Here is a 25,904-nt window from a genome sequence, read left to right as displayed (position 1 = left end):
TACGGAACCACTTCCGCGCGATCCCGTCGAGGACCCTGCGGTTGTGAAGACACCGCCTAGCGGCGTTCGGTCAGCCGGAAGAGCCTGATCTCCCGGCTGATCCGCTTCTGGTGGGCGGCGTACGGCGGCCAGAACGCCAGGGCCGCCTCCCACACCGCCGTCGGCTGCGGGTGCGCGGCGGCGCGCTGCCGGTGAACACGGACGGCGGCGGGCTGTCCGCCCAGCACCCGGGTATGCGCGGCCTGTTCCTGCTCGTGGAGGCCGTACGGCAGCCGCGCGGCGAGGCCGGGCAACGCCAAGTGCCCTGTCCGAACGGACAGTTGCCCCGTCTCGCGGTCGCGTCCGGCACCGGGGGCTGGTTCTGCTCGTCGGGCACGGTGGTGCTGGGCCGCTAGGCGGTCGGGAAGGACGGCGGGTGCTCCCGTGCGCCACCGGGCGGCCCGAACGGGTGAGACGGGGCGGCGGGCGGGTGCGGGTGGACTCGTCCGGGCTTGGATACTCGGGCCCATGGCACAGAACGATCTCCACGCCCTGCTCCTGACCCAGCGCGTCTGGTCGCCCGAGATCACGCGGCTGCCGCCGTTCGACCCGGAGACGGCACCGCCGACCCCGCTGCCGCTGTTCACGAGCTGGTTCGCGGAGGCCGTGGCGGCCGGGCAGCCGGAGCCCCACACCATGACGCTGGCCACGGTGGACGAGGAGGGGCGACCGGACGCCCGGATCGTGCTGCTGCACGGCGCCGACCCCGACGGCTGGTCCTTCGGCACGCACGCCACCAGCCGCAAGGGCCGGGCCCTCGGCGCCCACCCGTACGCCGCGCTGACCTTCTACTGGCCGGTGCTCGGCCGCCAGGTGCGGCTGCGCGGAGCGGTCGCGGCGGGGACGCCCGAGGAGAGCCAGGCCGATCTGCACGCCCGCTCGACCCGCGCGCTCGCGGCGGCGCTGACCGGCCGGCAGAGCGAGGAGCTGGCCTCCGCGGACGAGCTGCGCCGCGCCTCGGCGGCGGCGTGGGCCAGGGCCCGCGAGAACCCTGCCCTGCCCGCCCCCACCTGGACCCTCTACCGCCTGCGCCCCGACTCGGTCGAGTTCTTCCAGGGCGACGCCGATCGCGCGCATGTCCGGCTGGAGTACCGCAGCACGGAGTTCGGATGGAGCAGGGGGCTGCTGTGGCCGTGAACGGACGGCGCGGGGGCGCTTCGGTTCGTGCCGCGGCTCAACCCGCGAACGCCCACACCGTGAAGTCCGCGACGCCCCGGTAGCCGAGCCGCTGGTAGAGACCGTTGCTCGTGGGGTTGGCCAGGTCGGTGAAGAGGAGGACCTCGGCGGCGCCCGCGTCCCGCGCGGCCCGGCTCACCTCGGCGGTGACCGCGCCCGCGTATCCGCGCCGACGCAGGCCGGCCGGGGTGTAGACGGGGGCGACGCGCACCTGCCCGGCGATCTCCCGGGTCGCCCCGGCCATGGCGAGGGGCGTGCCGTCGGCGGCCTCCCACAGGGTGACGCCGCCGTAGGAGAGACGGGCGTCGGCCCATGCTCCCCCGTCCCGGACGGGACCTTCGCCGACGGCGTCCGCGAACTCCTCGAACCAGCGGACCAGCAGCTCGCGGTCGGCGGGTCCGGCGACCCTCGGGCGGCCGTCCGGCACCGGCGCCGGAGGGATCAACCCGTCGAGCCGGTAGAGCCGCTGACGCATCCGCACCCCCGCCCGCACGCCGGCCCGCCGCTGCCACGCCCGCGCGAACGCCGCCGCGGATTCCCGCTCGGCGCTCACCTCGGCGGGCCGGCGCCCCAGGTCGGCGAGGCGGTCGGCCAGCGCGTCCGCCTGGCGCGCGGTGACGGGGGTGAGGCAGAGGCCGTACGGCGGCGTATGGACCAGTGCCGCGGCCACCGTGCCGTCGTCCGCCGCCAGGGTGCCGAAGAGGGGTGCGTCACGGCCGTAGTAGTGGAGCCCGCGCCGGCGGAGCGTGTCGGTCACCGTCAGCGGCACGGTATGTGCCGCCGGGCGGGAGCGCAGGAAGCCGCCCGCGCGGGCGAGGAAGCCGTCGAGGTCGTCGGTGAACTGCCAGGAGTCGGGATGCATGGGCCCATGATCGGCTCGACCCTCCGGGCGGAGAACCGGTTTGCCGTCCGCGAACGCCACCCGCAGCGGCATCCCCGCCGAGATCTCCCCCTCCTCGGCGCCCACGACCCGCGTCATCGTCCTCGGCCCTTCCGCGAGCTCGACCACGGCGGCGACGTACGGGGTGCGGGAGGAGAAGGGGGCAGGTCGTTGCGATGGACGGTGGACCAGGTGTAGAGGGCGGCGCGGCCGGTGGCCTGCTCCCAGGCGACGTCGTCGCTCCAGCAGTGGGGGCAGAACTCGCGCGGGTAGGGGTGGGCCCGGCCGCGGGCGGCTCAACGGCGGGTCAGGAGACGGCCGTCGGCGACGGCGTCCCCGTAGGGACGGGTGAAGGCGTCGGTTTCGGGGACGTCGTGGCGCGGACCGCTGTTCATCGGATCCATGTATATGACGCTCCGTCAAGTAGGCTCCCCTGTCGTCCTTTTGCGCACCATTCGCGTACACGCCCCGCACATCCGTGATCAATCCGGAACCAATTCCGGTCTTGACCGAGACCCATCAAGCAGGTGGGTGATTACGCTCGCGCTCATGGCCGCGTCCCGTCCCACCCCCACGCATCCCTCGTCCGCCCCCGCCGACCACCCGGTGTACGTCATCGGCGCCGGTCCGGGCGGGCTCGCCGCCGCGTACGCGCTGCGGGCGCGCGGCATACGGGCGGTGGTGCTGGAGAAGGCCGACGCGGTCGGGGCGTCCTGGCGGCGCCACTACGACCGGCTCCATCTGCACACCACCCGGCGGCTGTCCGCGCTGCCCGGCCTGAAGATCCCGCGCCGGTTCGGCCGCTGGGTCTCGCGCGACGACGTGGTGCGCTACCTGGAGAAGTACGCCGAGCACCATGAGCTGGAGATCGTCACCGGCGTGGAGGTGCACCGCGTCGAGCGCGCCGGGGACGGCACCGGCTGGCTGCTGCACGCGTCCGGCGGCCGCGAGCTGACCGGCAGCGCGGTGGTCGTCGCCACGGGCTACAACCACACCCCGCGCGTGCCCGACTGGCCGGGGCGGGAGTCGTACGACGGCGAACTACTGCACGCCGGCGCGTACCGCAACGCGGGGCCGTACGCCGGGCGGGACGTGCTGGTCGTCGGGGCCGGGAACACCGGCGCGGAGATTGCCGTGGACCTGGTGGAGGGCGGGGCCGCGCGGGTGCGGCTCGCGGTGCGGACCGTGCCGCACATCGTGCGCCGGTCCACCCTCGGGTGGCCCGCGCAGTACTCCGGGGTGCTGGTGCGGCGGCTCCCGGTGCGTTTCGTGGACCGCCTGTCCCGCCGGCAGGCAAGGCTGTCCATGCCCGACCTGTCCGCGCACGGGCTGCCCCGCCCCGACACCGGCCTGTACAGCAGGGTGAGGCAGGGTGCGATCCCGGTGCAGGACGTGGGTCTGGTCGACGCCGTGCGCCGCGGGAAGGTGGAGGTCGTGGCGGCGGTGGAGTCCTTCGCGGCCGGGGAGGTGGTCCTGGCGGACGGCTCCCGGATTTCGCCGGACGCGGTGATCGCGGCGACGGGGTACGCGCGCGGGCTGGACGGGCTGGTGGGGCACCTCGGGGTCCTGGCCCCGGACGGAAAGCCGGTGGTGCGGGGCGGCCGGACGCCGGCCCAGGCGCCCGGCCTGTACTTCACCGGGTACACCAACCCGATCAGCGGGATGCTGCGGGAGCTGGCGCTGGACGCGGGGCGGATCGCGAAGGCGGTGGCGGGGCATCTGGGACGCCTCCGGTAGCCCGCGGCGTCCGCGCGGCGGCCATCGCGCCCCCCGGTCGCGGATCACCGGCCGCGCACGCCCCGCCCGCCCCCAGACCGGCGCCCCGACCTCCCACTCACCAGTGACTTCCCCTCCCCGCACCATTCCTGACCCGCCTCCGGTTCGTTGACCTGACACAGCATCAGTTCCTACACGTGCTGTCTCACAGGAGCGGGCGGACCGATGCTTGGATCAACCCACGGGACCCTCACCACCGACTCCCGCCGCACCCGTGCCATCGCCTGCGGTGAGCAACGACCCGGCCCCGCCGTCCACGGCAGGGTGGACGACCTCGACGTCGGCGGCCGGCCGTTGCACGCAACCGGTCGCGTCCACGCCCTCGGCACGGCCGCCACCCCGACCGCCCCTCTCCTCTTCCGCCAGGGGCGCTTCACCCGGCTCGGCCTGTGGCGGGCGCCCCGGGCGGGGCCGCTCAGCCGGCGACGGCCGGTGCCGCCGTGCCCGTCCTCCGGATCACCAGGAACATCAGGGCCGCGGCCGCGCACAGCGTTCCCGAGGCGTACCAGACCAGGTCGTAGGAGCCGAAGACGTCGCGGGCAAGGCCGCCGAGGTAGGCGACGAGGGCGGCGCCGACCTGGTGGGAGGCGAGGACCCAGCCGAAGACGATGGCGCTGTCCTCGCCGTACTGCTCGCGGCACAGGGCGAGGGTGGGCGGGACGGTGGCGACCCAGTCGAGGCCGTAGAAGACGATGAAGAACAGCATCGGGGGGTGGATCGAGGGGGCCAGCAGCATCGGGAGGAAGACGAGGGAGAGACCGCGCAGGGCGTAGTAGAGCGCCAGGAGACGGCGGGGTTCGAAGCGGTCGGTGAACCAGCCGGAGGCGATGGTGCCGACGACGTCGAACACACCGATCACCGCGAGCAGCGAGGCCGCGGTCGTCACCGGCATGCCGTGGTCGTGCTCGGCGGGCACGAAGTGGGTCTGCACCAGGCCGTTGGTGGAGGCGCCGCAGATCGCGAAGGTACCGGCGAGGAGCCAGAACGTGCCGGTGCGGACGGCGGTCGACAGGACGTCGAGGGTACGGCGGGCGGCACCCGTCGCCGGGGGCGGCTTGGGTACGAACCGCGTCGATCCATAGGGGTTCTGGCCGATGTCCGCCGGGTGGTCGTGCAGCAGGAGCCAGACGAAGGGGACCACCGCGAGCGCCGCCAGCGCGACGGTCACGGCCGCCGGGCGCCAGCCGTGGTGTTCGACCATCCAGGACAGCAGCGGCAGGAAGACCAGCTGGCCGGAGGCGGACGCGGCGGTCAGGATGCCGCTGACCAGGCCGCGCCGCGAGGTGAACCAGCGGTTGGTGACCGTCGCCGCGAAGGCCAGCGCCATCGAGCCCGTGCCGAGCCCGACCATCAGACCCCAGCACAGCCACAGCTGCCACGCCGCCGTCATCCACACCGTCATCGCGGAGCCGAGCGCGATCACGGTCAGCGCCGCCGCCACCACCCGCCGGATACCGAACCGGTCCATCAGCGCGGCGGCGAACGGCGCGGTCAGGCCGTAGAGCGCGAGGTTGAGGGAGACGGCCGCGCCGATCGTGCCGTGCGACCAGCCGAACTCCTGGTGCAGCGGGTCGATGAGCAGGCCGGGCAGGGAGCGGAAGGCGGCCGCGCCGGTGATCGTGACGAAGGTGACGGCGGCGACGAACCAGGCGCGGTGCACACGCGGGCGCGTCCGGGGTCGCGGATCGGGCGGGGCGGCCCGGTCGAGGGCGGCGGCTGGGTTTGTCTGAGTCACGTCATACAGCGTCCGTATTTCCTCTGCGCGCATCGAGTGGCCCGAAGGACAGCATTCGCTAGGATCGGGCCATGAGTGTCGCCGAGGAGTTCCGTCCGCACCGGGTCGTCGTCCTCGCCCTCGACGGGCTGCTCCCCTTCGAGCTGGGCATCCCGCACCGCGTCTTCGGCCGCCCCAAGGACGCGCGCGGACGGCATCTGTACGAGGTCCTCACCTGCTCGGTGCGGCCCCCGGGTCCGGTCGAGACGGACGCCGACTTCTGCGTCCACGTGCCGCACGGCCCCGAGGCGCTGGCCCACGCCGACACGGTGATCGTCCCGGCGTCGTACGAACTGGGCCCGGTCTTCGAGGAGGGGCGGCTGACCGAGGAACTGGCCGCCGCGCTCGCCCTGATCCGGCCCGGCACCCGGCTCGCCTCCATCTGCACGGGGGTGTACGTCCTCGCCGCCGCCGGCCACCTCGACGGCCGTCCGGCGACCACCCACTGGGCCGAGGCCGAGCACTTCCAGCGGATGTTCCCGAGGGTCGAGGTGGACGCGGACGTGCTGTTCATCGACGACGGCGACGTGCTGACCTCGGCGGGAGTGGCCGCCGGGATCGACCTGTGCCTGCACATGGTCCGCCGCGACTTCGGCGCGGCCGTCGCCAACGACGTGGCCCGGCGCATGGTCGTCCCCCCGCACCGCGACGGCGGCCAGGCCCAGTACATAGAGCGCCCGGTGCCCGACCCCCAGCTCGCCACCACCACCGCCGCGCGCGCCTGGGCGCTGGCCCGGTTGCACGAGCCGATCCAGCTGCGCGACCTGGCCGAGCAGGAGGCCATGTCGGTCCGCACCTTCACCCGGCGCTTCCGCGAGGAGGTCGGCGTCAGCCCCGGGCAGTGGCTCACCCAGCAACGCGTCGAGCGGGCAAGGCAGTTGCTGGAGTCCACCGACCTCTCCATGGACCAGGTGGCGCGGTCGGCGGGGTTCGGTACGGCCCAGTCGATGCGGCAGCACATGCAACAGGCGCTGGGGGTGACGCCGACCGCCTACCGGCGGACCTTCCGCGCGCTCGCCGTGGCCGGGTGACGCGCGTCAGAAGGTGAGTACGGCCCGCGCCACCCGGCCCGCCTCCGCGTCCGCCCGCGCCTTCTCGAAGTCCTCCACCGGGTAGACGGCCGACACCAACTCGTCCGGCATCAGCCACTCTTGGCGGTACAGGCCGGCGTACAGGGCGATGTCGCGCTGGGGGCGGGCGGAGCCGTAGCGACAGCCCAGGACGGACTTGTCGAGGTAGAGGGTGGAGACACGGAAGGACGCCTCGGCGGTGGCCGGGGGCACGCCGAGGAGGATCGCCTGGCCGTGCCGGTCGGACGTGGCGCGGGCGCGGGGCGTGGACCGGCTGGCGGGCGGCCACGCGGTCACACCGGAGGACCTGCCGAGATCGACAATCCATGGCTGCCGGTGCGCGCGCTGCACCTGGTGGAGATGGGGATGCTCCAGGACAGAACTGGAATCCCGAAGAGTTGTCCACAGCCTGTGGAGAACGCGGGCACCACGCGTTCCCGCTGTCGGCGATGCCCGAGCGTTCGTCGGCGCGACGTGGACACCGGTGGCACCGGTCGCGATCCTGTGATCAACACGCCCCCGCGGCCCGGCGGTTGGCGGCGCGACCGCTCCCTTCGCCGCTCGCCCGCGCCGCCGTCCGGTGCGACCCGCATCGGTGAGGACCCACGGCCGCCGCCCGGCCCTCGCCGTCCCCTCGCGGCGAATCCACGCACACCAGCGTGTTCAGCCGCTCACGGATCGTCAATGCCGGGGTGCCGGTGCAGGACATACGGCCGGTTCACGGCACCCGCGCACGGGGGCACCCCCCGGCGCACCGGACCGCCCCGGGGCTACACCGCCTCGAAGGCGAGATCCTCGTATGCGGACGGGCCGCCCCCGTACGCCACCGCCGCGCTCCCCTCATCGCGCGCGCCGCCGTCCACCTCGCACCAGATGCTCTTGCCGGCGCCGTCACGGCTCCAGCCCCAGCGGTCGGCGAGGCAGTCCACGAGGGCGAGGCCCCGGCCGCCGGTGGCGTCACCGCCGGCGCAGCGCGGCACGGGGGCGCGGGAGCAGGCGTCGGTCACCTCCACGCGCACCGTGGGCGAGGGGGCGGCGGCCCGGGTGCCGGGCAGGGAGAGCCGCAGGACCGCCGGACGGCCGGTGTGCACCACGGCGTTGGTGACCAGCTCGGAGACGAGGAGGACCAGGGTCTCGGCCACCGGCTCGTCGGCCGCTATGCCCAGCCCGTCGAGCCGCGAGCGGGCCCACTTCCTGGCGCGCCCCACCTCCGCGGGGTCGGGCCGGATCTCCAGCTGCACTTGAAGCACCTGCACCGCTCACACCATCCGAACCGGCGAGAACACGGCCCCGCGCCACCGCACCGCCCCGGCGCGAGCCGGGACGACGGTCACGAGGGCCACGATCGTAGCCATTTCCTGCATGGCCTGGACAACAGCCAGAGCAAAGGTCACGGAACGTGATCTCCTTGCCTCACAGCATGGTTGACGTACAGTCACCCCAACAAGCGCTTCGGGCATATTCCCTCGCGAAGGAGTACGCGTAGGGCATACTGTGCGACGCTCGTGCCGGGGAGTCGAACAGGCGGGGGCTTCCACCCGGCCCGCCCCGCGAGCAGCGGCGCGCACCGCGTATTCCGGCGCCGTCCCAGAGGCACCGCCGGCACCGCCCGCGTTCGCAGCCACTCGCATCCCACACAAGGTACCGGAGCACCGCCCGACTCCGGGCCGTGACGAGCCCTCGCGAAGGACACAACCCGGTATCAACGCTCTGTGATTCCGGTACGCCACGATCCGCGACATCTTGGGCCATGACTTCGGTCTCGGCGCAGGGCAGCACACCCAGGAGACCAATCCGGCGGCGGGCATTTCCTCACTCTCCGTGACACCGCCGGCCCGGCGCGCCCGCACCCACGCCCGCTTCAGATGCAGATGGACGTCCGCGCCTCCCAGGTGAAGCCCAGGCCGCCGTGCACCTGGAGGCAGTCGCGGGCCCCGCGCTCGGCGGCCTCGTCGGCGAGCAGCCGGGTGGCGGCGATGTCGGCCGGGTCCCCGGTGACGGCGGCCGCGTAGACGGCGGCCCGCGCGGTCTCGGCCCGCACCAGCAGGTCCGCGCACAGGTGCTGGACGGCCTGGAACGCCCCGATCGGCCGCCCGAACTGCTCCCGGGTCCGGGCGTGTTGCACCGCCGGTTCCGCCACCCGTACGGCCGTGCCCAGTTGCCCGGCGGCGGCGAGGAGGACGGCGGCGGTGTCGTACAGCTCCTGACGGGCGTGCGAGTACCGGAGCTTGAAGACCGAGCCCCCTCCGCCGGGCGGCCTCATCTGATGAACCATCAGATGACATGCCATGGCATCTGACGCCCCGCCAGCCACGGCAGGGAGCACACGTGCACGAGGCCGCGCAGTCCCTGGGTTCCGCCCGCACCCTGTGGGAGCCGGCCACCCGCCGCGCCGCCCTCACCCCCGACCGGCCGGTCTTCCTCCAGTCGTCCCTCGCCTGTGGCGGCGCCCCCGAACCGCCGGACCTCTACCACCAGGGGGTCCGCGAACTGGGCGTCCAGCTCACCCACGGCTACGGCACGACCGAGGCCCCGGTGATCACCATGGGCGACCCCTCGGACACCCCGGCGAACCTGGCCACCACCGAGGGCCGCCCACCCGAGGGCATGGAGATCCGCATCGTCGACGGCGGGATCGGAGCACATCTCCGCGCGGGAGATCGAGGACCTGCTCCACGGCCATCCCGCGATCGCGGACACGTCGGTGATCGGCCTGCCGGACGCGGAGCGGGGGGAGTTGGTGTGCGCGGTGGTGGAACAGCGCCCCGCGACGGCCTCGTTGACCCTGCCCGGGATCGTCTCCTGCCTCCGCACCCGGGGCCTGGCCCCGCACAGACTCCCGGAGCGCCTGGAGGCGGAGGCGTTGCCGCGGAACGGGGCGCTGCGGAAGGTGCTCAAGTACAGGCTGCGGGAGTGGTTCTCGCGGCCCGCCCCGTAGGCCGCGCGCCCGGCGGCATCACACGGTCGCCGCGGTCGCCGTCCCCGGTTCCGAGCCCGCCGCGCCGGATGTGTCGCTGAGACCGAGGCGCAGGTGTTCGACGTGGTAGATGGCCTGGTCGAGGAGTTCGGCGACGTGGTTGTCGTAGAGGGAGTAGACGACCGAGCGGCCCTTGCGGGTGCCGACGACGAGACCCAGGTTGCGCAGCAGGCGGAGCTGGTGGGAGCAGGCGGACTGCTCCATGCCGACCTCGGCGGCCAGCTCGGTCGCGGGCAGCGGGCCCTCACGCAGGCGGGCCAGGATGAGCAGCCGCGAGGGGGTCGCCAGCGCCTGGAGGGTGTTGGCGACCTTGGCGGCGTTCGCGGCGTCCAGCCGTGCGCGGGGGACGCTTCCGGCTGGCTGTGCGGCTCCATGACCCATGGGCCCATGCTACGGCACCACACATGAACACATGAATGTCTCTTCATTCGTTCCTGCTACGGTGGTGAGGCAGCCCGTCATGTCCCCGACCGGAGAAGGGCCCCCTCCGCCATGTCTTCCACGCTCACCCGCCCGGCCGAGGCCGGCGTCGCCCGCGACACGGTGGCGCCCCGGCGGCGCACGCGGATCTTCGCGCTGCCCGAGGCCCGGTGGGCGGCGGCCGCGCTGGTGCTGTTCCTGGTCGGGCTGCCGCTGCACCTGACCGGAGCGCCCGCGTGGGCGTGGGGGCCGGTGTTCGCGGCCGTCTACGTCACCGGCGGCTGGGAGCCCGGCTGGGCCGGGCTGCGGGCGCTGTGGGACAGGACCCTGGACGTGGACCTGCTCATGGTCGTCGCCGCGCTCGGCGCGGCCGCGATCGGACAGGTGCTGGACGGGGCGCTGCTGATCGTCATCTTCGCCACCTCCGGCGCCCTGGAGGCGATCGCCACCGCCCGCACCGCGGACTCGGTGCGCGGCCTGCTCGATCTCGCCCCGGCCACCGCCACGCTGCTGACCGACGCCGACGGGGAGTCGAGGGTGCCCACCGCCCGACTGCGCGTGGGCGACACGATCCTGGTACGGCCGGGTGAGCGGATCGGCGCCGACGGCCGGGTGCTGGACGGGGCGAGCGAGGTCGACCAGGCCACCATCACGGGCGAGCCGCTGCCCGTGGTCAAGGAGGCCGGGGCCGAGGTGTTCGCCGGCACCCTGAACGGCACCGGCGCCCTGCGGGTGAAGGTCGAACGGGACCCTTCCGACTCGGTGATCGCCCGGATCGTGGCCATGGTCGAGGAGGCCTCCGAGACCAAGGCGCCGACCCAGCTGTTCATCGAGAAGGTCGAACAGCGCTACTCCCTCGGCATGGTCGCGGCCACGGTCGCGCTGTTCGTGCTGCCGCTGCTGTTCGGCGCGGATCTGCGCACCACGCTGCTGCGCGCGATGACCTTCATGATCGTCGCCTCTCCGTGTGCCGTCGTCCTCGCCACCATGCCCCCGCTGCTGTCGGCCATCGCCAACGCCGGACGGCACGGCGTGCTGGTGAAGTCGGCCGTGGTCATGGAGCGGCTCGGCCAGGTGGACGCGGTGGCGCTGGACAAGACGGGCACGCTGACCGAGGGCACGCCCCGCGTCACCGACGTCCGCCCGCTCCCCGGGTCCGGCCTGGACGAGCGGGAGCTGCTGCGGCTGGCCGCGGCCGCCGAGCACCCCAGCGAGCATCCGCTGGCCCGCGCGATCGTGGACTCCGCCCGCGTCCGGGGCCTGGACCTTCCGCCGGCCGGGGACTTCGCCTCCACCCCGGGCGCGGGCGTGAGCGCGCGGGTCGAGGGCCGTACCGTCGCGGTGGGCAGCCCCGCCCGCCTCCTGGCGGACCGCACCGTTCACCCGGCCGTCGCCGATCTGGAGCAGGAGGGCCGTACGGCGGTGCTGGTCACCCTCGACGGCACCCCGGCGGGGGTCCTGGGCATCGCCGACCGGCTGCGCGAGGAGGGTGCCGCCACGGTGGCCGCCCTGGCCGGGCTGACCGGCACCGGCGCGGTGCTGGTGACCGGCGACAACCCGCGCGCGGCGGCCCGGCTCGCCGCCGAGGTCGGCATCACCGACGTGCGCGCGGGCCTCCTCCCCCAGGACAAGGTCGCCGTCGTCCAGGAGATGGAACGGTCGGGCCGCAAGGTCCTGGTGGTCGGCGACGGCGTCAACGACGCGCCCGCCCTGGCCGCCGCCCACACCGGCATCGCGATGGGCCGCGCCGGCTCCGACCTCGCCCTGGAGACCGCCGACGCGGTCGTGGTCCGCGACGAACTGGCCGCGATCCCCGCTGTCGTACGCCTCTCCCGCCGGGCCCGCCGCCTGGTGGTCCAGAACCTGTGCGTCGCGGCCCTGTTCATCACCGCCCTGGTCCTCTGGGACCTGGTCGGCACCCTCCCCCTCCCCCTCGGCGTCGCCGGACACGAGGGCTCCACGGTCGTCGTGGGCCTCAACGGGCTGCGGCTGCTGGCGGACGGGGCGTGGCAGCGGTCGCGCCCGGACCGGGCCCGCTGACCCCGGGCCGCCGGACCCGCCGAGCGCGCCCCGGTCGGGCGCGGTTCACATCCTGCTCAGAGACGCCGTCGCGTACAGCACATCCCTGATCGCCTCCCGGTCCCCGAGCTGGCCCGCCGCCGCCTCCTCCGGAAGGAGACGCCCCGCGGCCAGGTGGCAGAACTCGACGGAGTCCAGGGCGACGTGGGCGACCTCGTGGTCGGTGGAGGGGGTCGCGGCCGGGGAGTCGAGGGGGATCAGCCAGGTGCCGCCGGCGGGGCCCTCGATCTCCAGGCGGAGGGTGCGGCCGGGGGTGCCTGCGGGGGCCAGGTGGCGGGTGGTGCGCGGCGGGGCGGAGAGACCGGAGCGGCGGCGGGTGGCGAGGGCGCCGGGCAGGAGGCGGACGGCCAGGTCGATCATCCGGTTGAGGTGGCGCGGGGCCGGCGGGCGGTACGGGTAGTCCACCGCGTCCGCGATGTCCTCCGCGTGCACCCAGCAGCCGAAGGCGCGGTCCAGCATCGCGTCGTGCAGCGGGAGGTGGAAGTCGCCGTAGGAGACGGCGAGTCCGCCCGTGTCGCCGCCGGTGAAGGACACCGTCCGTACCAGGCCGTGGGTCTGCTCGCGCCAGGGGGCGCGGACCGCTCTGGTCTGCGGGAAGGGGGTGGACCTCCACAGGGCCTCCGTGCGGGCGGCCGGACCGGCCGTCCGGTCGGCGTCCGCCGGCGGGTCGTCCAGGCCCAGCGCCGTCGCGATCAGGCCGTCCACGGCCAGCAGATGCGCGATGACGCCCGCGACGGTCGTACGACGGCTCGTCCGGACGTCGTCCTCGAACCACCGCAGCCGCACCGGCGCATGCCACTCCGCGTCCCCGAAGTCCTGGAGCAGCGCGTCCAGTCGGGCGGTCTCGGCGTCGTAGGGCGCGGCCCACTCCGGTACCGGGATGCGCGGCGGCCGGCGGTCGAGGCAGGCCTCCAGGACGCGGGTGCGCAGGGCCGGGTCCAGGTCGAGGGTCTCGGGCTGGTGCAGCAGACCGACCGCCTCGCGCAGCCGGCGGGCCTCGTCGGCGCAGCCGCCGCAGTCGCCCAGGTGGTGCTCCACGGCCGCCGTCTCCGCCGCCGAGCACGCGGCCAGCGCCCACGCGCCGAGCAGCGACTTGAGGACGTCGTGCGGCAGGTCGAGCGGCACGGACGGGTCCTCGCCCCGGCCGGCCGGATCGGGCAGCGGGCGCCCGCCGTCCTCCACGGCGGCGCGGGGCATCGGTATCCGCCGCTCGCGAGGCTCCCCGAACTCCACCCGGAACTCCTCGGCGCCGCTCATGCCGCACCGCCGTAGCCCGGAGGCGCCCCGGCGTCGTGCGCGGTGGACAGGAGTTGGAGGCCCAGGCGGAGCCGGCGGCGGGCCTCGTCCTCGGTGACGCCCAGGTCGGCGGCCGTCTGGCGGTAGTCGCGGCGCTGGAAGTAGGCCAGTTCGAGCGCGTGGCGCAGCGGGACCGGCATGGAGTGCACGATGTAGTCGGCGCGGGCGGCCACGGAGGCGCGGCGCACCTTGCTCTCCAGGTCCTCGCCGCTCACCGGTTCCCCGGCGCCGTCCGGTTGCCCGCCCGGCAGCCCGCCGCGGTCCCGTTCCTCCCGGTCCCGCAGGCGCTGGACCGCGAGGCGGTGGGTGACGGCGGCGATCCAGGTGCGCAGCGGGCCCTGCTTCGGGTCGTACCTCTCGGGGTGCTCCCAGATGTGCGCGAAGACCTCGCGGGTGACGGCGTCGGCGGCCTTCTCCTCGCCGAGGACACGGTGGGCCAGGCTGTGCACCAGGGAGGCGAACCGGTCGTACGTCTCGCCCAGCGCGGCCGCCTCGCCGCGGGCGAGCCGCTGCTGCATCTTGCGGTCCCAGCGCGGTGGCGCGTCCTTCTTGGCCATGGGGTCCCCTCCCCTCGCCCGGCGGCCGAACTGCCGGTGTCCGTGCGACCGTTGTCCCGAATGTAGTCGGCACCACCGAAAACGCATGTCTCTTTGCGGCAAAGCACACCCCCGGAGCGCCGCAGGTGATAGTGCCCCCTTCACAGTTTCTCCATACACGGCACGCGTATATCTGATCGAAGGGGATCGACAGTGACCGAAAGCAGGCCACAAACGATCAGGTGCTGTTTGCCGCATCGCGTTTCAGGGAAACGCGGCTGGGCAGCCGCGCGGAATGAAACGTAGGAACGGCTTCCGGTTCCGGGCGGTTCCGGGAGAACCCGCGAGCGGAGGGGCTGGGCCGTGGCATTCGATGTGACCGGCGTGGAGAGAGGCGAGTGGGCCGTGCTCCAGGTGCGCGGCGAACTGGACCTCATGACCTCGCCGGTGCTGCGCCAACACGTGCACGACGTCGTGGCCGAGGGCCACCACAGTCTGGTCGTGGACCTCTCCGACGTCTTCTTCTGCGACTCCAGCGGGGTCGGCGTGCTGATCGCCGCCCGCCGGCTGATCCGCTCCTGCCAGGGCCGGCTGCGGCTGATCCTGCCCGACCGGGGCGCCGACGACGGCTCGCACGTCAACCGGGTCCTCGGCGCGCTCGGCGTCCGCCGCCTCTTCGACTGCCACCCGGACCTCGGCTCCGCCACCACCGAGGAGGCGGGTCCCCTCTCGGCCTGAGCCCCCGGACTTCGCGACAGGACCACACTCTTGTCGCGGAATTCCCCCGGTCTTGGCACAACCATCTGTTTTCCGTCACTTTGCCGTGACCCAGGCCGTACGCTCCGTGCGAGTAACGCGAGATCCGCGACGAACGCGCGATCACCCCCCACGCACACGTAAGGCGGCCCGAACAGACATGGTCAGCACCGAGTACGAGCGCAGGATCGCCGCCCGGTTCGCCACCTTCGACCAGGACGGCAACGGATTCATCGCCCGCGAGGACTTCAATTCGGTGGCCAAGGCGCTGCTCGCCGAGTTCGCCGTGGCCGCCCGCTCCGACAAGGGGCAGGCGCTCTACGCCGGTGCCGAGGCGTTCTGGCAGGGCATGGCCGGGATCGCGGACCGCGACGGCGATCAGCGCATCACCCGCCAGGAGTTCGTGGGCGGCGCGGTCAAGCGGCTGCGCGACAACCCCGAGCGGTTCGCCGAGATCGCCCGCCCCTTCCTGCACGCCGCGCTGGCCGTCGCGGACGCCGACGGGGACGGCCGGATCACCGTCGAGGACACCACCCGGCTGCTGCGGGCGTGCCAGGTGCCGCAGGAGATCGCCGGGCCCGTCGCCGCCGCGCTGGACGCGGACGGAGACGGGGCGATCGACGAGCGGGACGTCGTACCGGCGTTCGCGCGCTACTTCACCATCGCCGAGCAGTGAGCCGGCGAGCGGCCCGGTGAAGCATCAGGCGAAGACCACCGTACGCCGCCCGTTCAGCAGGATCCGGCGCTCCGCGTGCCACTTCACCGCACGCGCGAGCGCCTGGCACTCCACGTCCCGGCCGATCGCCACCAGCTGGTCCGGGGTCACGCCGTGCCCCACCCGCTCGACCTCCTGCTCGATGATCGGCCCCTCGTCGAGGTCGGCCGTCACATAGTGCGCCGTGGCACCGATCAGCTTCACGCCCCGGGCGTGCGCCTGGTGGTACGGCTTGGCGCCCTTGAAGCTCGGCAGGAAGGAGTGGTGGATGTTGATGATCCGGCCGCTGAGCTGCTTGCACAGGTCGTCCGAGAGGACCTGCATGTAGCGCGCGAGCACGACCAGCTCGACCCGCTCCTCGCGGACGATGTCGAGCAGCCGGCCCTCACCCTCCGCCTTGGTGTCCTTGGTGACCGGGATGTGGTGGAACGGAATGTTGTAGGAGCCGACCAGCTCCTCGAACTCGGTGTGGTTGGAGACCACGCCGACGATCTCCACGGGCAGCGCGCCGATCCGGGCCCGGAACAGCAGGTCGTTCAGGCAGTGCCCGAACTTGCTGACCATCAGCAGGATGCGCATCTTCGCGTCGGCCCGGTGGATCTGCCAGTCCATGCGGAACGAGTCGCCGATCGCGGCGAAGCTCGCGCGCAGCTTGTCCACGGTGACCGGCTCCTCGGCCGTGAAGTGGACGCGCATGAAGAACAGGCCCGTGTCGTGGTCGCCGAACTGCTGGCTGTCCTCGATGTTGCAGCCGGTCATGAACAGGTAGCTGGACACGGCGTGCACGATCCCCTTCTTGTCCGGGCAGGACAGGGTGAGGACGTACTGGTCGGCCGGGGCGGCGGCGGGCGCGGACTGCTCGTTCATGCAACTCAGGGTCCCACACGGACCCCGCGCGACGGGCCGGCGTCCGCTACGCGGACCGGGTAAGGATCCGCAGCACTTCCAGGCTCTTCGGCGGCGCGTCCGCGTCCTCCCCGTCGCTCGCCGCCATCCGCACATGCGCGTCGCGCGCCGCGCGTACCGCCTCCGGCCAGCCCGGATGGTCGACGTAGACGGAGACCGGTGCGTCCGGACCGACCTGGTGCATGATCCGCAGCACCCGCAGCACCGCGGTGTCGACGAGCGCCGCCTCCTGCGAGTCGCGGAAGATGGTGCCGACGTACTTCTCCGCGGACCAGTTGTCCAGCCAGGTGTCCTCCACCAGCCGGTACACGGCGTCGGTGACGTCGCCGTACCCGTCGACGCCGGCCAGCCAGACGTCCCGCTGGAAGACGGGGTCCGAGAGCATGTGCAGTGCCGAACGCACGTGTGTGCGCCAGCGCCACCACGGCATGTCGTTCAGAGGCATGCCGCCCATGGTGGAGGAGCGACGGCCGCGACGGGAAGAGTTCTCCGAACCTTGCACGGTCACCGATCGTACGTTCATCAGTCCGGAAGCCGCACCGACCCCCGCAATTCACCCGGGAGTCACCTTCTGTTGACTGTGGATCACTCGAAGGTTAGCGGTGTGAGGGAATCGTGCGGGTCATGACCGGCAGGCCACGCACCACCAGCGCAGACCCCCTTCCCTCCGCCTCCTTTCGCCCCGGCAGAGCAGCCGCCCTGTCCCTGGGTGCGATGGCCCTGTGCGCTTCGCTCACCGCCGGATGCGGGGTCCTCCCCTCCGTCACGGGCGCGCCGGACCCCGTCAAGGTCATGACCTGGGCGCCGCAGGACACCGGCGCCACCAACAAGCCGGGCATGCCGGCGATGGCCCTGGCGTACGCCAAGTGGATCAATTCCCAGGGGGGCATCAGCGGTCACAAGCTCCAGGTCCTGACCTGCAACGACCACAACAACAGCGTGGGCGCCGCCAAGTGCGCCCGGTGGGCGGCGGCCGAGAACGTGGTCGCCGTCGTCGGCTCCTACAGCCAGTTCGGCGACTCCTTCCTCGCCCCGCTGGAAAGCTCGGGCATCCCCTATATCGGGGGCTACGGCGTCACCACCGACGAGTTCACCGGGATGATGTCGTACCCGGTCAACGGCGGACAGCCCGCGCTGCTCGCCGGTCTCGGCCGCGCGCTCGCGGCAGACTGCGGTCCGGTCTCGCTGGTCCGCCCCGACAGCATCGCGGGCGACGAGCTGCCCGCCATGCTCGACTCCGGCCTGAAGGCGGGCGGGCACCCGAAGGCGCAGGACCAGCTCGCCGCGGAGGACCTCACCGAGTACAGCACCCCGTCCGACAAGGCGCTGCGGTACGCGGCCGGCGACGCGCTGCGGAAGGGGTGCGTGGTGCCCGCGCTGGGCGACCGCACCGACACCTTCATGGACTCCTTCCGGCGGGAACGCGCGGCCTACCCGGCGGTGCGGGTGGGCACGGTGCTCGGCAACGTCGACCAGACGATGATCAACGCGACGGGCGGTTCGGCGGGCCCGTACGAGGGGGCGTACGTCACCGGCTGGTACCCGCCCGCGACCGACGCCCGCTGGAAGCAGATGAGGCAGGTGATCAACAAGGAGGCCTTCGGCGACAACCGCATCGACCCCGCGGACGCCGGGGTGCAGACCACCTGGATCGCCTACACCGTGCTGAAGGCCGCGCTGGAGAAGATCGGCGACGGCGAGGTGACCGCCGACTCCGTGCGCAAGACGCTGGACGGCGGCCTGGAGGTCTCCACCGGGGGGCTCACCCCCACGCTGCGCTGGCCCTACGAGGGCAAGCTGGCCTCGGTCGGCTTCCCGCGGATGGTGAACGCCGACGTCACCCTCCAGGTGGTGCGGGACGGCGAGCTGGTCGCGGCCCGCAGGGGCATCGGCGGGATCAACGGCACCACCGACATGACCGGGACCCTGGAGAACGCGGACGTGCAGTGAGTCCTCGCCCGCGTCTCCGGCGGCCTCGAAGCGGCGGTCAGAGCTGGGTGGGCTGGCGCTGGGTCAGGCCGTACTTCGCGGCGATGACGTTCCACAGCGCCGCCGCCTTCGCCTTCTGCTGGCTCGCGGTGCCGCTCTCGCGGTTGCCGGCCTGCGCCTCGTCGGTGGCCTTGGCGTGGCCCTTGCGGCATGCCTTCTTGCCGCCGCCCTTGATCTGGTCGGCCCACGCCGCGTAGTGGCTGTCGGCCGCGGCCGAGGCCTGCCAGGCCTTGGTCAGGGCGGCCGTCAGGGCGGCGTTGTCCGGCAGCTTGTCCACGCTGAGCTTGCCGAGCCGGGTGACCAGCTGGCTGCGCTGCCCGGCCGCGCCGCGCAGGCTGGTGGCGGCGCCGTCGAGGTTCGCGCACTGCTTGACGTCGGCCACCGACTTGATCACCGAGGCCCGGCTGCTGCCGCTGTCGGCGAGCAGCTTGTCCAGCTCGACCGCCTGCGCGCGCGCCGGGTCGACGGCGGGCGCGGAGCTCTCCGGGGCCGCGGAGGTGGCGGCCACCGTCTTGTTGCCGCCGGTGTCGCCGGAGCCACCGCCGCCGCTGAGGAGCGCGCCCGCGCCGACGCCGACCACGACGATGCCGACGCCGACGGCCGCGATCATGGGCACCTTCGACGGGCGGCGCCGCGGCCGCTCGTCCTGCCCGTCGTCGTGGCGCGTGTACGGCGACGGCGACTGCGGGGCCGCGGCGCCGTACGGCGGCTGGTAGGCGCCCGGCTGCTCGACGCGCGGGAGCTGCTGGGTCGAGCCCGCCGGGGCGTCGGAGGCCGGGCCGCCCCGGAAGAGGTTGTCGAACTCGGCGGGCGGCTGCCGGTCCCCGCCCTGCCCCTGGGCCTGGGCCTGGGCCTGGGCCTGGGCCTGGTACGGCGGGATGTACTGGGTGGCCTCGGCGTCGGGCGACGCGGGCGGGGCCGGGGTCTGCCTGTTGACCCCCAGGTAGCGGGTCTCCTCGCCGGCCGACTCGGGCGGCAGCGCCCCGGCGGTCACCGGCGGTATGTACTGCGTGGCGCCCTCGTCGGCGGGGGCGGGCACCGGCGGCAGGTACTGGGTGGCGTTGTCCGCGGCCGGGGGCAGCGGGGCGGCCTGGCCGGGGACCGGGTACTGCGGCTGCTGGGGCTGGTGCGCCTGGTGGTGAGGCTGCTGGTGCGGCTGGTGGCCCTGCTGCTGGTACGGGTCCTGCGTCCCGTACCCCGGCTGCTGACCGCCGTACTGCTGGCCGCCGTACGACGGGGCCGGGGCGCCCTCCGGGGGCAGCGGGCCCGCGCCGGACGGGGGCTGGGCGCCCGGGGCGCCGTGGTCGCCCCACTGCGGGGCGGCCGCCGGAGGCCAGCCCTGGCCCTGCGCTCCCGCCTGGGGCGCCTGCTGCTCGGGCCCCCAGGAGCCGCCCCAGGCCTGTCCGCCGGCCGGTGTGGCGTTCATGCCCGGCAGCAGGGGCTCTCCTCCGTCGGAGGGCAGCACGATGCCTTCGCGCGCGGGCTGCGCCGAGAGCTCCTCGCCCTGTCCACTCTGCGTCACCGGGACTCCTACCAATGGGGGACCTTGTGAATCGTCGGGTCACGCTACCGGGTCCCCGGAGCCGGTTGCCACGCAGCCGGGCTCCCGGCCTTCCCGCCTGTGACAGCAGTAACAGAACGGCCCCGCGCGACGCTGTATATGGCACCCGCCGTGCGCACGGGTGGCGTTCGCCACATGTTCACGTGGGCGCGGGGCCGGTGTTCACGCGGCCTGCTGGAGGTCGAGGCGGGCCCCGAATTCCCGCACGACCGCCTCGTCCCGGAAGGGTTCGAGCCGTTGCTGCAGATCGTCGAGATACTCCGCGCCCCGGTCGGAACGCAGCGTCTCCAGCAGTTCCACCGCCTTCATGCCGGTCGCGCAGGCCTGTTCGACCTCGCGCTGCTGCACCTGGGCGGTGGCGAGCAGCACATAGCCGATCGCGCGCCTGCGGGCCCGGGACGCGGGATGCCCCGCGAGGGACTGCTCGGCGTAGCGCGCGGACTGCTCGGGCTGTCCGAGGTCGCGGTGGCAGTGCGCCAACTCATCGGCCAGATAGGCCATGTCGAAGTGCCGGATCCACACCGGGTCGTCGCCGGAGTCGTCGTCGCACCGCTCCATCGCGGAGATCGCCCGCGCGGTCGCGGAGCCCGCCGCGCGCGCGTCGCCGAGCAGCGCGTGCCCGCGCGCCTCGGCCGCGTGGAACATCGCCTCCACCCGGGGGGTCGCATGCCCCCGTGCGCCCTCCTGCGCGGCGCGCGCCAACTGGGCGATCTCGCGCGGGTTCCCGAGCTGTGCGGCGAGGTGGCTCATGGACGCGGCGAGGACATAGCCGCCGTAGCCGCGGTCCCCGGCGGCCTGGGCGAGGCGCAGCGACTGGATGTAGTACCGCTGGGCCAGGCCGGGTTGGCCGGTGTCCACGGCCATGTATCCGGCGAGTTCCGTCAACCGCGCGACGGCGGCGAAGAGTTCGCGTCCCGTCGACTCACGGTACGAGCCCGCGAGGAGTCCGGAGACGACGCTGTTGAGGTAGTGCACCAGGACCGGGCGCACATGCCCGCTGCCGTACTGGTGGTCGAGGTCGGTGAGGGCCTGGGTCATGGACCGCACGGCGGCCACGTCGGACTGGCCGACGCGCGGGCCCGCCTGCCGGGCCACCTGGGCGTCGGGCGCGGAGATCAGCCAGTCGCGGCTGGGCTCCACCAGCGCGGACGCGGCGACCGAGGAGCCGGAGAGGAAGTCCCGCCGGCCCACGTCGCTGCGCCACAGCTCGCAGACCTGCTCGATGGCCCCCAGCACCGTCGGCGAGAACTGGAGGCCGACCCCGGAGGCGAGGTTCTTGCCGTTGGCCATGCCGATCTCGTCGATCGTGACCGTACGGCCCAGCTTGCGGCCGAGCGCCTCCGCGATGATCGCCGGCGCCCGGCCCCGGGGCTGCTGGCCGCGCAGCCAGCGGGCCACGGACGTCTTGTCGTAGCGCAGATCGAGGCCGTGCTCGGCGCCGCACATGTTGACCCGCCGGGCCAGTCCGGCGTTGGAGCACCCCGCTTCCTGGATGAGTGCCTGCAGCCTTTCGTTCGGCTGCCTCGCGACGAGAGGCCTTGCGGCCATGTGCTACCCCCTGCGAACCCCTGGAGCGTGACCTTTCGGAAAGATCACTGCCCAGCTGACATACCGTCAATGCGTGACATGTGCGGTTTGCCGGGTACCGGCTGATGCCAACCCCACTCCTGGCTACCCAAATCGCACCCCTCCCCCTACCGCGCGCCCCCGCGGGTGCACCCATGCGCCCCGGGCGGGAGGGCGATGCTCCTCCCCCGGCCGGGCAGGGGCCGTAACTCCAGGTGGGCGCGGGAGTTGAGTGGGGCGTGGAAGAGACGATCGCGGCCGCCGAAGACAGTCAGATTGCCGGGCAGATTCCGCAGCAACGCGGGGATTCGCCACAGGAAACCGCCGTGCGCTACGCGGAGGAGCGGCACTGGGACGTGTTCCCGGGCACCTGGCTGGAACCCCTCGGCGGCATGCCGCGCTGCTCGTGCGGCGTCGCGTCCTGCCCTGCGCCGGGTGCGCACCCCGCGCGCCCCGACTGGGCGAACCAGGCGACGGGGAGCGCGACGGTGGTACGGCGGCTGTGGCAGAAGCAGCCGACGGCGTCGGTGCTGTTGCCGACGGGGCGCACGTTCGACGCGCTGTCCGTCCCGGAGAGCGCGGGGTTCCTGGCGCTGGCCCGCCTTGAGCGGATGTCGCTCACGCTCGGGCCGGTCTCCCTCTCTCCCGACCGGCGGATGCAGTTCTTCGTGCTGCCGGGGGGCGCGGCGAAGGCGCCCGAACTGGTGCGGAAGTCGGGGTGGGTGCCGGGGTCGCTCGACCTGGTGGCCCTGGGCGAGGGGGCGTACGTGGCGGCGCCGCCCACGCGGTTCGGCGCGCGGGGGGCGGTGCAGTGGGCGCGGCGGCCGACGCCGGCGAACCGTTGGCTGCCGGATGTCGAGGAGTTGATCGCGGCGCTCGCGTACGCCTGTGGCAGGGACCGGTAGCGGGCTCGTCCGCCGGGGCCTCGTGTGCCGGCGGGTGCGGGCGGGCGGTGGTCGCTCGCGGGGTTCCCCGGGCCCTTCCGGGTCGGCCCCGCCACCGTAGGCTGCACGGCATGACCAACGCCGCAGTGTGTATACGGGGGCTCTGGAAGCGGTTCGGGGAGCAGGTGGCCGTCGGGGGGATCGAGCTGGAGCTGCCCGCGGGGAAGTTCATCGGGCTGGTGGGACCGAACGGGGCCGGGAAGACCACGACCCTCTCCATGGTGACGGGGCTGCTGCGGCCGGACGCGGGCAGCGTGGAGGTCGTCGGGCACGACGTGTGGCGGGACCCGGTGGCCGTGAAGGCGCGGATCGGGGTGCTGCCCGAGGGGCTGCGGCTGTTCGAGCGGCTGTCGGGGCGCGAGCTCCTCGGCTACACGGGGCGGTTGCGCGGGCTGCCCGGCGCCGAGGTGGACAAGCGGGCCACCCAGCTCCTGGACGTGCTCGGCCTGGCCGGCTCCCAGCACAAGCTGGTCGTCGACTACTCGACCGGCATGCGCAAGAAGATCGGCCTCGCGGCGGCCCTGCTGCACAACCCCGAAGTGCTGTTCCTCGACGAGCCCTTCGAGGGTGTCGACCCGGTGTCCGCGCAGACCATCCGGGGCGTCCTGGAGCGGTACACGTCCTCCGGCGCCACCGTCGTCTTCTCCTCCCACGTCATGGAGCTGGTCGAGTCGCTGTGCGACTGGGTCGCGGTGATGGCCGCCGGCCGCATCCGCGCCGCCGGACCGCTCGCCGAGGTGCGCGGCGGACACCCCGCCTTGCAGGACGCGTTCCTGGAGCTGGTCGGCGCGAACGGCCGCGACGCCGGGTCCGACCTGGACTGGCTGGGCGGCGGGGCGGCTCGATGACGCACCTGACCGGCACCGTCGTACGTCTGAAGCTGTCCCTGCTGCGGGGCGGGCTGCGGCAGTCGCGGGGGCGGCGGGACGCGTTCATCGTCTCCAGCGTCCTCGCGCTGCTGTTCGCGCTCGCGCAGCTGCCGGGCATGATCCTGCTCAGCGGGCGGCCGGACGGCGAGGTCGTCTCCGTGACCGCAGCGGCCGTGCTCGCGCTGGGCTGGGCCTTCCTGCCGCTGTTCTTCCCGACCGGCGACGAGACGCTGGACCCGACCCGTCTGGTGATGCTGCCGCTGCGCCCCGTGCCGCTGGTGCGCGCCCTGCTCGTGGCCTCCCTGGTCGGCGTCGGCCCGCTGGTCACCCTGCTGCTGCTGGTCGGCTGTGTGCTGGTGCCGGCGCGGGGCGCGGCGGGCTGGACCACCGCGGTGGTCGCGGTGGTCCTCGCGCTGCTGGTGTGCGTGGCGCTCGCGCGGGCCGTGGCCGCCGCCAACGTACGGCTGCTCACCAGCCGCAAGGGCCGCGACCTGGCCGTGCTCAGCGGGCTGGTGATCGCCGTCGGCACACAGCTGGCCAACTTCGGCGCGCGCCGCCTGGGTTCGGGCGGGCTCGGGCAGCTGCGGCCGGTCGCCGACGTGCTGTCCTGGATACCGCCGGCGTCCGCGGTGGCGGCCGTGCGCACGGCGAGCGAGGGTTCGTACGGCATCGCGCTGGCCCAACTCGCGCTGACCGCCGTCGCGTTGGTGGCACTGGTCGTCGCGTGGGCGCGGAGCATGACCAGGCTGATGACCGCGCCGGACGGGTCCACCCTCCAGGCCGCCGACGCCGGGCGCGCGGAACGCCGGGGCACGGGCGGGCTCGCGCGGCTGCTGCCCGCCGGGCGCACGGGCGCGGTGATGGAGCGCTCGCTGCGCTACATCTGGCGCGACCCGAAGACCAAGGCCGCCTGGGTGACCTCGCTGGCGATCGGGCTGATCATCCCGGTGTTCTACGCGCTCCAGCACACCGGCTCGGTCTACTTCGCGTGCTTCGCCGCCGGGATGCTCGGCCTCCAGATGTACAACCAGTTCGGGCAGGACACCTCCGCCTTCTGGATGGTGGCCCTGACCATCTCCTCGCCCCGGGACGCGTACGAGGAGTTGCGCGGCCGGGCCCTCGCCCTGCTGCTGATCACCGTCCCCCACACGGTCCTCGTCACGGTGGTGACCGTCGCGCTGTCGGACGCCTGGCCCATGCTCCCGCGGGTGCTGGGGCTGGCCCTGGCGCTGCTCGGGGCGATGCTGGCGGCCGGGGCGTGGGCCTCGGCGCGGTTCCCGTACTCGATCCCGCAGGAGGGACTCAAGAACGTCGTTCCCGGGCAGGCGGGCCTCGCCTGGATCGGCGTCTTCGGCGGCATGCTCACCGCCACCGTCCTGTGCGCCCCCTTCATCGCCCTCACCGTCTGGCTGGCCCACGGCACGGCGGGCGTCGGGCGGACGTGGCTGCTGCTGCCCGTCGGCGCGGTGTACGGCGCCGGGATCGCGCTGCTGGGGCTGCGCCTCGCGGCCCCGCGGGCGGCGGCACGGCTGCCGGAGATCCTGGCGGCGGTCAGCAAGGGGTGAGCACCCCGGCGCTCGCCGCGGGCCCGCCGCCCCACGGCCGCGGCCGGGCTTTCACCGGGCTTCATGGGGACAGGAGTTCGAAAATACTGCCCCTGCGGGCAACACCCCTCATTCGAGTGACACTCCGCCAGGAATGATCGCCGCCTCCGAGGGGATCTTTCTGGCGGGAGGCGGACCGCTCGGGGAAAAACGGTCCGAGGGGGACTGACCCTGAGAGCTCGGGGCTCCGGGTCAGCGCAGGGGAGGACGGCCCCGGCGCCGGAAGGCGCCGGGGCCCTCTGTCTTCGAGGGGTCCGCGGGTCAGCGCTTGGCGACGAACACGTGGGAGGCCACGTCGGCCTCCAGCTCGGCCGCCTCGCCACCGCTGCCGACCAGCACCCCGCCGGGCGACTCGGTCACGCTGACCACCGAACCGGGCTGCACACCGGCCCGGCGCAGGGTGTACATCAGCTGCGCGTCCATCTGGATGGGCTCGCCGATGCGGCGTACGACGACCGTCTTGCCGTCGGTGCCCGCGTCCAGGTCGGCGAGCGAGACCATGCTCTCGTCCAGGAACGGATCGGCGCCGTCCTTCTCGCCCAGCTCCTCAAGGCCGGGGATCGGGTTGCCGTACGGCGACTCGGTCGGGTGCCGCAGCAGCTCCATGACGCGGCGCTCGACGGCCTCGCTCATGACGTGCTCCCAGCGGCAGGCCTCGGCGTGCACCTGCTCCCACTCCAGGCCGATCACGTCGACGAGCAGGCACTCGGCGAGGCGGTGCTTGCGCATGACACGGGTGGCGAGCCTGCGGCCCTCGCCGGTCAGCTCCAGGTGGCGGTCGCTGGCCACGGACACCAGGCCGTCCCGCTCCATGCGCGCGACGGTCTGGCTCACCGTCGGCCCGCTCTGGTCCAGCCGCTCCGCGATGCGGGCGCGCATGGGGACGACGCCTTCCTCCTCCAGTTCGAGGATGGTGCGGAGATACATCTCCGTGGTGTCGATCAGTCCGGACATACGTGCCCCTCGATTAC

At 73.6% G+C, this 25,904-nt stretch carries 22 protein-coding genes and 7 pseudogenes; 13 read left to right on the top strand and 16 right to left on the bottom strand.

Translation table 11 applies throughout. The features are described 5' to 3' along the window. Positions 1 to 56: 56 nt before the first annotated feature. Positions 57 to 155: pseudogene (locus ACWDD7_RS05890) on the bottom strand (nitroreductase family deazaflavin-dependent oxidoreductase); the annotation flags it as partial. Positions 156 to 161: 6 nt separating this feature from the next. Here ACWDD7_RS05890 and ACWDD7_RS05885 point away from each other — a divergent pair. Continuing rightward, positions 162 to 395, top strand: a pseudogene (locus tag ACWDD7_RS05885) (thiolase C-terminal domain-containing protein); the annotation flags it as partial. Between the two features lie 112 nt (positions 396 to 507). Continuing rightward, positions 508 to 1,176, top strand: a complete 669-nt coding sequence (locus ACWDD7_RS05880; protein WP_450456485.1) for a pyridoxine/pyridoxamine 5'-phosphate oxidase — start codon at positions 508 to 510, stop codon at positions 1,174 to 1,176. A gap of 37 nt (positions 1,177 to 1,213) precedes the next feature. Here the strand turns inward: ACWDD7_RS05880 and ACWDD7_RS05875 are convergent, their stop codons facing one another. Together ACWDD7_RS05875 and ACWDD7_RS05870 are read right to left on the bottom strand one after the other, a co-directional pair. Then, complete coding sequence (locus ACWDD7_RS05875) at positions 1,214 to 2,077, bottom strand: GNAT family N-acetyltransferase (protein ID WP_450456557.1); 864 nt, start codon at positions 2,075 to 2,077, stop codon at positions 1,214 to 1,216. 18 nt (positions 2,078 to 2,095) lie between these two features. Beyond that, positions 2,096 to 2,490 (bottom strand): annotated as a pseudogene (locus ACWDD7_RS05870) (Zn-ribbon domain-containing OB-fold protein); the annotation flags it as partial. 154 nt (positions 2,491 to 2,644) lie between these two features. Between ACWDD7_RS05870 and ACWDD7_RS05865 the strand changes: the two are divergent. Then, positions 2,645 to 3,832: a flavin-containing monooxygenase gene (locus tag ACWDD7_RS05865; protein ID WP_450456484.1), complete on the top strand. Its 1,188-nt coding sequence runs from the start codon at positions 2,645 to 2,647 to the stop codon at positions 3,830 to 3,832. A gap of 454 nt (positions 3,833 to 4,286) precedes the next feature. Here the strand turns inward: ACWDD7_RS05865 and ACWDD7_RS05860 are convergent, their stop codons facing one another. Further along, positions 4,287 to 5,606 carry an MFS transporter gene (locus tag ACWDD7_RS05860; RefSeq protein ID WP_450456483.1) on the bottom strand — a complete coding sequence of 440 codons (1,320 nt, stop codon included), beginning with the start codon at positions 5,604 to 5,606 and terminating at the stop codon, positions 4,287 to 4,289. A gap of 71 nt (positions 5,607 to 5,677) precedes the next feature. Here ACWDD7_RS05860 and ACWDD7_RS05855 point away from each other — a divergent pair, with 71 nt between their 5' ends. Beyond that, positions 5,678 to 6,676 (top strand): GlxA family transcriptional regulator, encoded by a 999-nt coding sequence (locus ACWDD7_RS05855; protein ID WP_351863799.1) that lies wholly within the window; start codon positions 5,678 to 5,680, stop codon positions 6,674 to 6,676. Positions 6,677 to 6,682: 6 nt separating this feature from the next. Here ACWDD7_RS05855 and ACWDD7_RS05850 read toward each other — a convergent pair. Then, positions 6,683 to 6,958: pseudogene (locus ACWDD7_RS05850) on the bottom strand (Zn-dependent alcohol dehydrogenase); the annotation flags it as partial. Between the two features lie 63 nt (positions 6,959 to 7,021). On the opposite strand from ACWDD7_RS05850, the pseudogene ACWDD7_RS05845 reads away from it, so the two are divergent. Then, a pseudogene (locus ACWDD7_RS05845) lies at positions 7,022 to 7,223 on the top strand (cyclase family protein); the annotation flags it as partial. Between the two features lie 262 nt (positions 7,224 to 7,485). Here the strand turns inward: ACWDD7_RS05845 and ACWDD7_RS05840 are convergent. The 3 genes and pseudogenes from ACWDD7_RS05840 to ACWDD7_RS05830 form a co-directional block, all read right to left on the bottom strand. Continuing rightward, a complete protein-coding gene (locus ACWDD7_RS05840) occupies positions 7,486 to 7,971 on the bottom strand; it encodes an ATP-binding protein (protein ID WP_351863796.1) in 486 nt (161 codons plus the stop codon). Between the two features lie 3 nt (positions 7,972 to 7,974). Then, complete coding sequence (locus ACWDD7_RS05835) at positions 7,975 to 8,109, bottom strand: hypothetical protein (protein ID WP_450456565.1); 135 nt, start codon at positions 8,107 to 8,109, stop codon at positions 7,975 to 7,977. 390 nt (positions 8,110 to 8,499) lie between these two features. Further along, positions 8,500 to 8,909 (bottom strand): annotated as a pseudogene (locus tag ACWDD7_RS05830) (acyl-CoA dehydrogenase family protein); the annotation flags it as partial. An 89-nt stretch (positions 8,910 to 8,998) separates the two neighbouring features. Here ACWDD7_RS05830 and ACWDD7_RS05825 point away from each other — a divergent pair. Beyond that, positions 8,999 to 9,653: pseudogene (locus ACWDD7_RS05825) on the top strand (AMP-binding protein). A gap of 18 nt (positions 9,654 to 9,671) precedes the next feature. Here the strand turns inward: ACWDD7_RS05825 and ACWDD7_RS05820 are convergent. After that, the gene (locus ACWDD7_RS05820; protein ID WP_351863790.1) at positions 9,672 to 10,073 is read right to left on the bottom strand and encodes an ArsR/SmtB family transcription factor; all 402 of its coding nucleotides are present in this window, start codon (positions 10,071 to 10,073) and stop codon (positions 9,672 to 9,674) included. A 111-nt stretch (positions 10,074 to 10,184) separates the two neighbouring features. Here ACWDD7_RS05820 and ACWDD7_RS05815 point away from each other — a divergent pair, with 111 nt between their 5' ends. Further along, positions 10,185 to 12,152, top strand: coding sequence for a heavy metal translocating P-type ATPase (locus ACWDD7_RS05815; protein ID WP_450456482.1), 1,968 nt, complete (start codon positions 10,185 to 10,187; stop codon positions 12,150 to 12,152). 45 nt (positions 12,153 to 12,197) lie between these two features. Here ACWDD7_RS05815 and ACWDD7_RS05810 read toward each other — a convergent pair whose 3' ends face one another. Both ACWDD7_RS05810 and ACWDD7_RS05805 read right to left on the bottom strand, forming a co-directional pair. Next, the gene (locus ACWDD7_RS05810) at positions 12,198 to 13,448 is read right to left on the bottom strand and encodes an MDMPI N domain containing protein (RefSeq protein WP_450456481.1); all 1,251 of its coding nucleotides are present in this window, start codon (positions 13,446 to 13,448) and stop codon (positions 12,198 to 12,200) included. Further along, on the bottom strand, positions 13,445 to 14,044 hold the full coding sequence (locus ACWDD7_RS05805) for an RNA polymerase sigma factor (protein WP_450456480.1): 600 nt from the start codon (positions 14,042 to 14,044) through the stop codon (positions 13,445 to 13,447). Before ACWDD7_RS05805 ends, ACWDD7_RS05810 begins: the two co-directional genes overlap by 4 nt. A gap of 342 nt (positions 14,045 to 14,386) precedes the next feature. On the opposite strand from ACWDD7_RS05805, the gene ACWDD7_RS05800 reads away from it, so the two are divergent. Together ACWDD7_RS05800 and ACWDD7_RS05795 are read left to right on the top strand one after the other, a co-directional pair. Continuing rightward, positions 14,387 to 14,761 carry an STAS domain-containing protein gene (locus tag ACWDD7_RS05800; RefSeq protein WP_351863779.1) on the top strand — a complete coding sequence of 125 codons (375 nt, stop codon included), beginning with the start codon at positions 14,387 to 14,389 and terminating at the stop codon, positions 14,759 to 14,761. A 178-nt stretch (positions 14,762 to 14,939) separates the two neighbouring features. Further along, positions 14,940 to 15,455: an EF-hand domain-containing protein gene (locus tag ACWDD7_RS05795; protein ID WP_450456479.1), complete on the top strand. Its 516-nt coding sequence runs from the start codon at positions 14,940 to 14,942 to the stop codon at positions 15,453 to 15,455. Between the two features lie 24 nt (positions 15,456 to 15,479). Here ACWDD7_RS05795 and purU read toward each other — a convergent pair whose 3' ends face one another. Next, the gene (gene purU, locus ACWDD7_RS05790) at positions 15,480 to 16,361 is read right to left on the bottom strand and encodes a formyltetrahydrofolate deformylase (protein ID WP_351863775.1); all 882 of its coding nucleotides are present in this window, start codon (positions 16,359 to 16,361) and stop codon (positions 15,480 to 15,482) included. Positions 16,362 to 16,407: 46 nt separating this feature from the next. After that, complete coding sequence (locus ACWDD7_RS05785) at positions 16,408 to 16,908, bottom strand: SCO4402 family protein (protein ID WP_351863773.1); 501 nt, start codon at positions 16,906 to 16,908, stop codon at positions 16,408 to 16,410. 116 nt (positions 16,909 to 17,024) lie between these two features. Between ACWDD7_RS05785 and ACWDD7_RS05780 the strand changes: the two genes are divergently transcribed. Then, positions 17,025 to 18,350 (top strand): ABC transporter substrate-binding protein, encoded by a 1,326-nt coding sequence (locus tag ACWDD7_RS05780; protein ID WP_450456478.1) that lies wholly within the window; start codon positions 17,025 to 17,027, stop codon positions 18,348 to 18,350. A 37-nt stretch (positions 18,351 to 18,387) separates the two neighbouring features. Here the strand turns inward: ACWDD7_RS05780 and ACWDD7_RS05775 are convergent, their stop codons facing one another. Together ACWDD7_RS05775 and ACWDD7_RS05770 are read right to left on the bottom strand one after the other, a co-directional pair. After that, positions 18,388 to 19,911, bottom strand: coding sequence for a hypothetical protein (locus tag ACWDD7_RS05775; RefSeq protein ID WP_450456477.1), 1,524 nt, complete (start codon positions 19,909 to 19,911; stop codon positions 18,388 to 18,390). 201 nt (positions 19,912 to 20,112) lie between these two features. Further along, a complete protein-coding gene (locus ACWDD7_RS05770) occupies positions 20,113 to 21,498 on the bottom strand; it encodes a transcriptional regulator (protein ID WP_351863766.1) in 1,386 nt (461 codons plus the stop codon). 257 nt (positions 21,499 to 21,755) lie between these two features. Here ACWDD7_RS05770 and ACWDD7_RS05765 point away from each other — a divergent pair, with 257 nt between their 5' ends. The 3 genes from ACWDD7_RS05765 (at position 21,756) to ACWDD7_RS05755 (ending at position 24,894) form a co-directional block, all read left to right on the top strand. Beyond that, positions 21,756 to 22,421, top strand: coding sequence for a bifunctional DNA primase/polymerase (locus ACWDD7_RS05765; RefSeq protein ID WP_351863763.1), 666 nt, complete (start codon positions 21,756 to 21,758; stop codon positions 22,419 to 22,421). Positions 22,422 to 22,531: 110 nt separating this feature from the next. Beyond that, a complete protein-coding gene (locus ACWDD7_RS05760) occupies positions 22,532 to 23,308 on the top strand; it encodes an ABC transporter ATP-binding protein (RefSeq protein WP_351863761.1) in 777 nt (258 codons plus the stop codon). Continuing rightward, complete coding sequence (locus ACWDD7_RS05755; RefSeq protein WP_450456476.1) at positions 23,305 to 24,894, top strand: transporter; 1,590 nt, start codon at positions 23,305 to 23,307, stop codon at positions 24,892 to 24,894. Before ACWDD7_RS05760 ends, ACWDD7_RS05755 begins: the two co-directional genes overlap by 4 nt. Before the next feature lie 300 nt (positions 24,895 to 25,194). Here the strand turns inward: ACWDD7_RS05755 and ACWDD7_RS05750 are convergent, their stop codons facing one another. Next, positions 25,195 to 25,887, bottom strand: coding sequence for a metal-dependent transcriptional regulator (locus ACWDD7_RS05750; RefSeq protein ID WP_351863755.1), 693 nt, complete (start codon positions 25,885 to 25,887; stop codon positions 25,195 to 25,197). Positions 25,888 to 25,904: the final 17 nt, after the last annotated feature.

This window comes from Streptomyces sp. NPDC001056, assembly GCF_053598955.1.
This window is presented reverse-complemented; position numbering and strand designations above follow the sequence as displayed.

Coding starts and splice junctions, on each gene's coding strand:
- ACWDD7_RS05880 (WP_450456485.1), top strand. CDS start 508: ATGGCACAGAACGATCTCCACGCCCTGCTCCTGACCCAGCGCGTCTGG.
- ACWDD7_RS05875 (WP_450456557.1), bottom strand. CDS start 2,077: ATGCATCCCGACTCCTGGCAGTTCACCGACGACCTCGACGGCTTCCTC.
- ACWDD7_RS05865 (WP_450456484.1), top strand. CDS start 2,645: ATGGCCGCGTCCCGTCCCACCCCCACGCATCCCTCGTCCGCCCCCGCC.
- ACWDD7_RS05855 (WP_351863799.1), top strand. CDS start 5,678: ATGAGTGTCGCCGAGGAGTTCCGTCCGCACCGGGTCGTCGTCCTCGCC.
- ACWDD7_RS05820 (WP_351863790.1), bottom strand. CDS start 10,073: ATGGGTCATGGAGCCGCACAGCCAGCCGGAAGCGTCCCCCGCGCACGG.
- ACWDD7_RS05815 (WP_450456482.1), top strand. CDS start 10,185: ATGTCTTCCACGCTCACCCGCCCGGCCGAGGCCGGCGTCGCCCGCGAC.
- ACWDD7_RS05810 (WP_450456481.1), bottom strand. CDS start 13,448: ATGAGCGGCGCCGAGGAGTTCCGGGTGGAGTTCGGGGAGCCTCGCGAG.
- ACWDD7_RS05805 (WP_450456480.1), bottom strand. CDS start 14,044: ATGGCCAAGAAGGACGCGCCACCGCGCTGGGACCGCAAGATGCAGCAG.
- ACWDD7_RS05795 (WP_450456479.1), top strand. CDS start 14,940: ATGGTCAGCACCGAGTACGAGCGCAGGATCGCCGCCCGGTTCGCCACC.
- purU (WP_351863775.1), bottom strand. CDS start 16,361: ATGAACGAGCAGTCCGCGCCCGCCGCCGCCCCGGCCGACCAGTACGTC.
- ACWDD7_RS05780 (WP_450456478.1), top strand. CDS start 17,025: ATGACCGGCAGGCCACGCACCACCAGCGCAGACCCCCTTCCCTCCGCC.
- ACWDD7_RS05770 (WP_351863766.1), bottom strand. CDS start 21,498: ATGGCCGCAAGGCCTCTCGTCGCGAGGCAGCCGAACGAAAGGCTGCAG.
- ACWDD7_RS05760 (WP_351863761.1), top strand. CDS start 22,532: ATGACCAACGCCGCAGTGTGTATACGGGGGCTCTGGAAGCGGTTCGGG.
- ACWDD7_RS05755 (WP_450456476.1), top strand. CDS start 23,305: ATGACGCACCTGACCGGCACCGTCGTACGTCTGAAGCTGTCCCTGCTG.
- ACWDD7_RS05750 (WP_351863755.1), bottom strand. CDS start 25,887: ATGTCCGGACTGATCGACACCACGGAGATGTATCTCCGCACCATCCTC.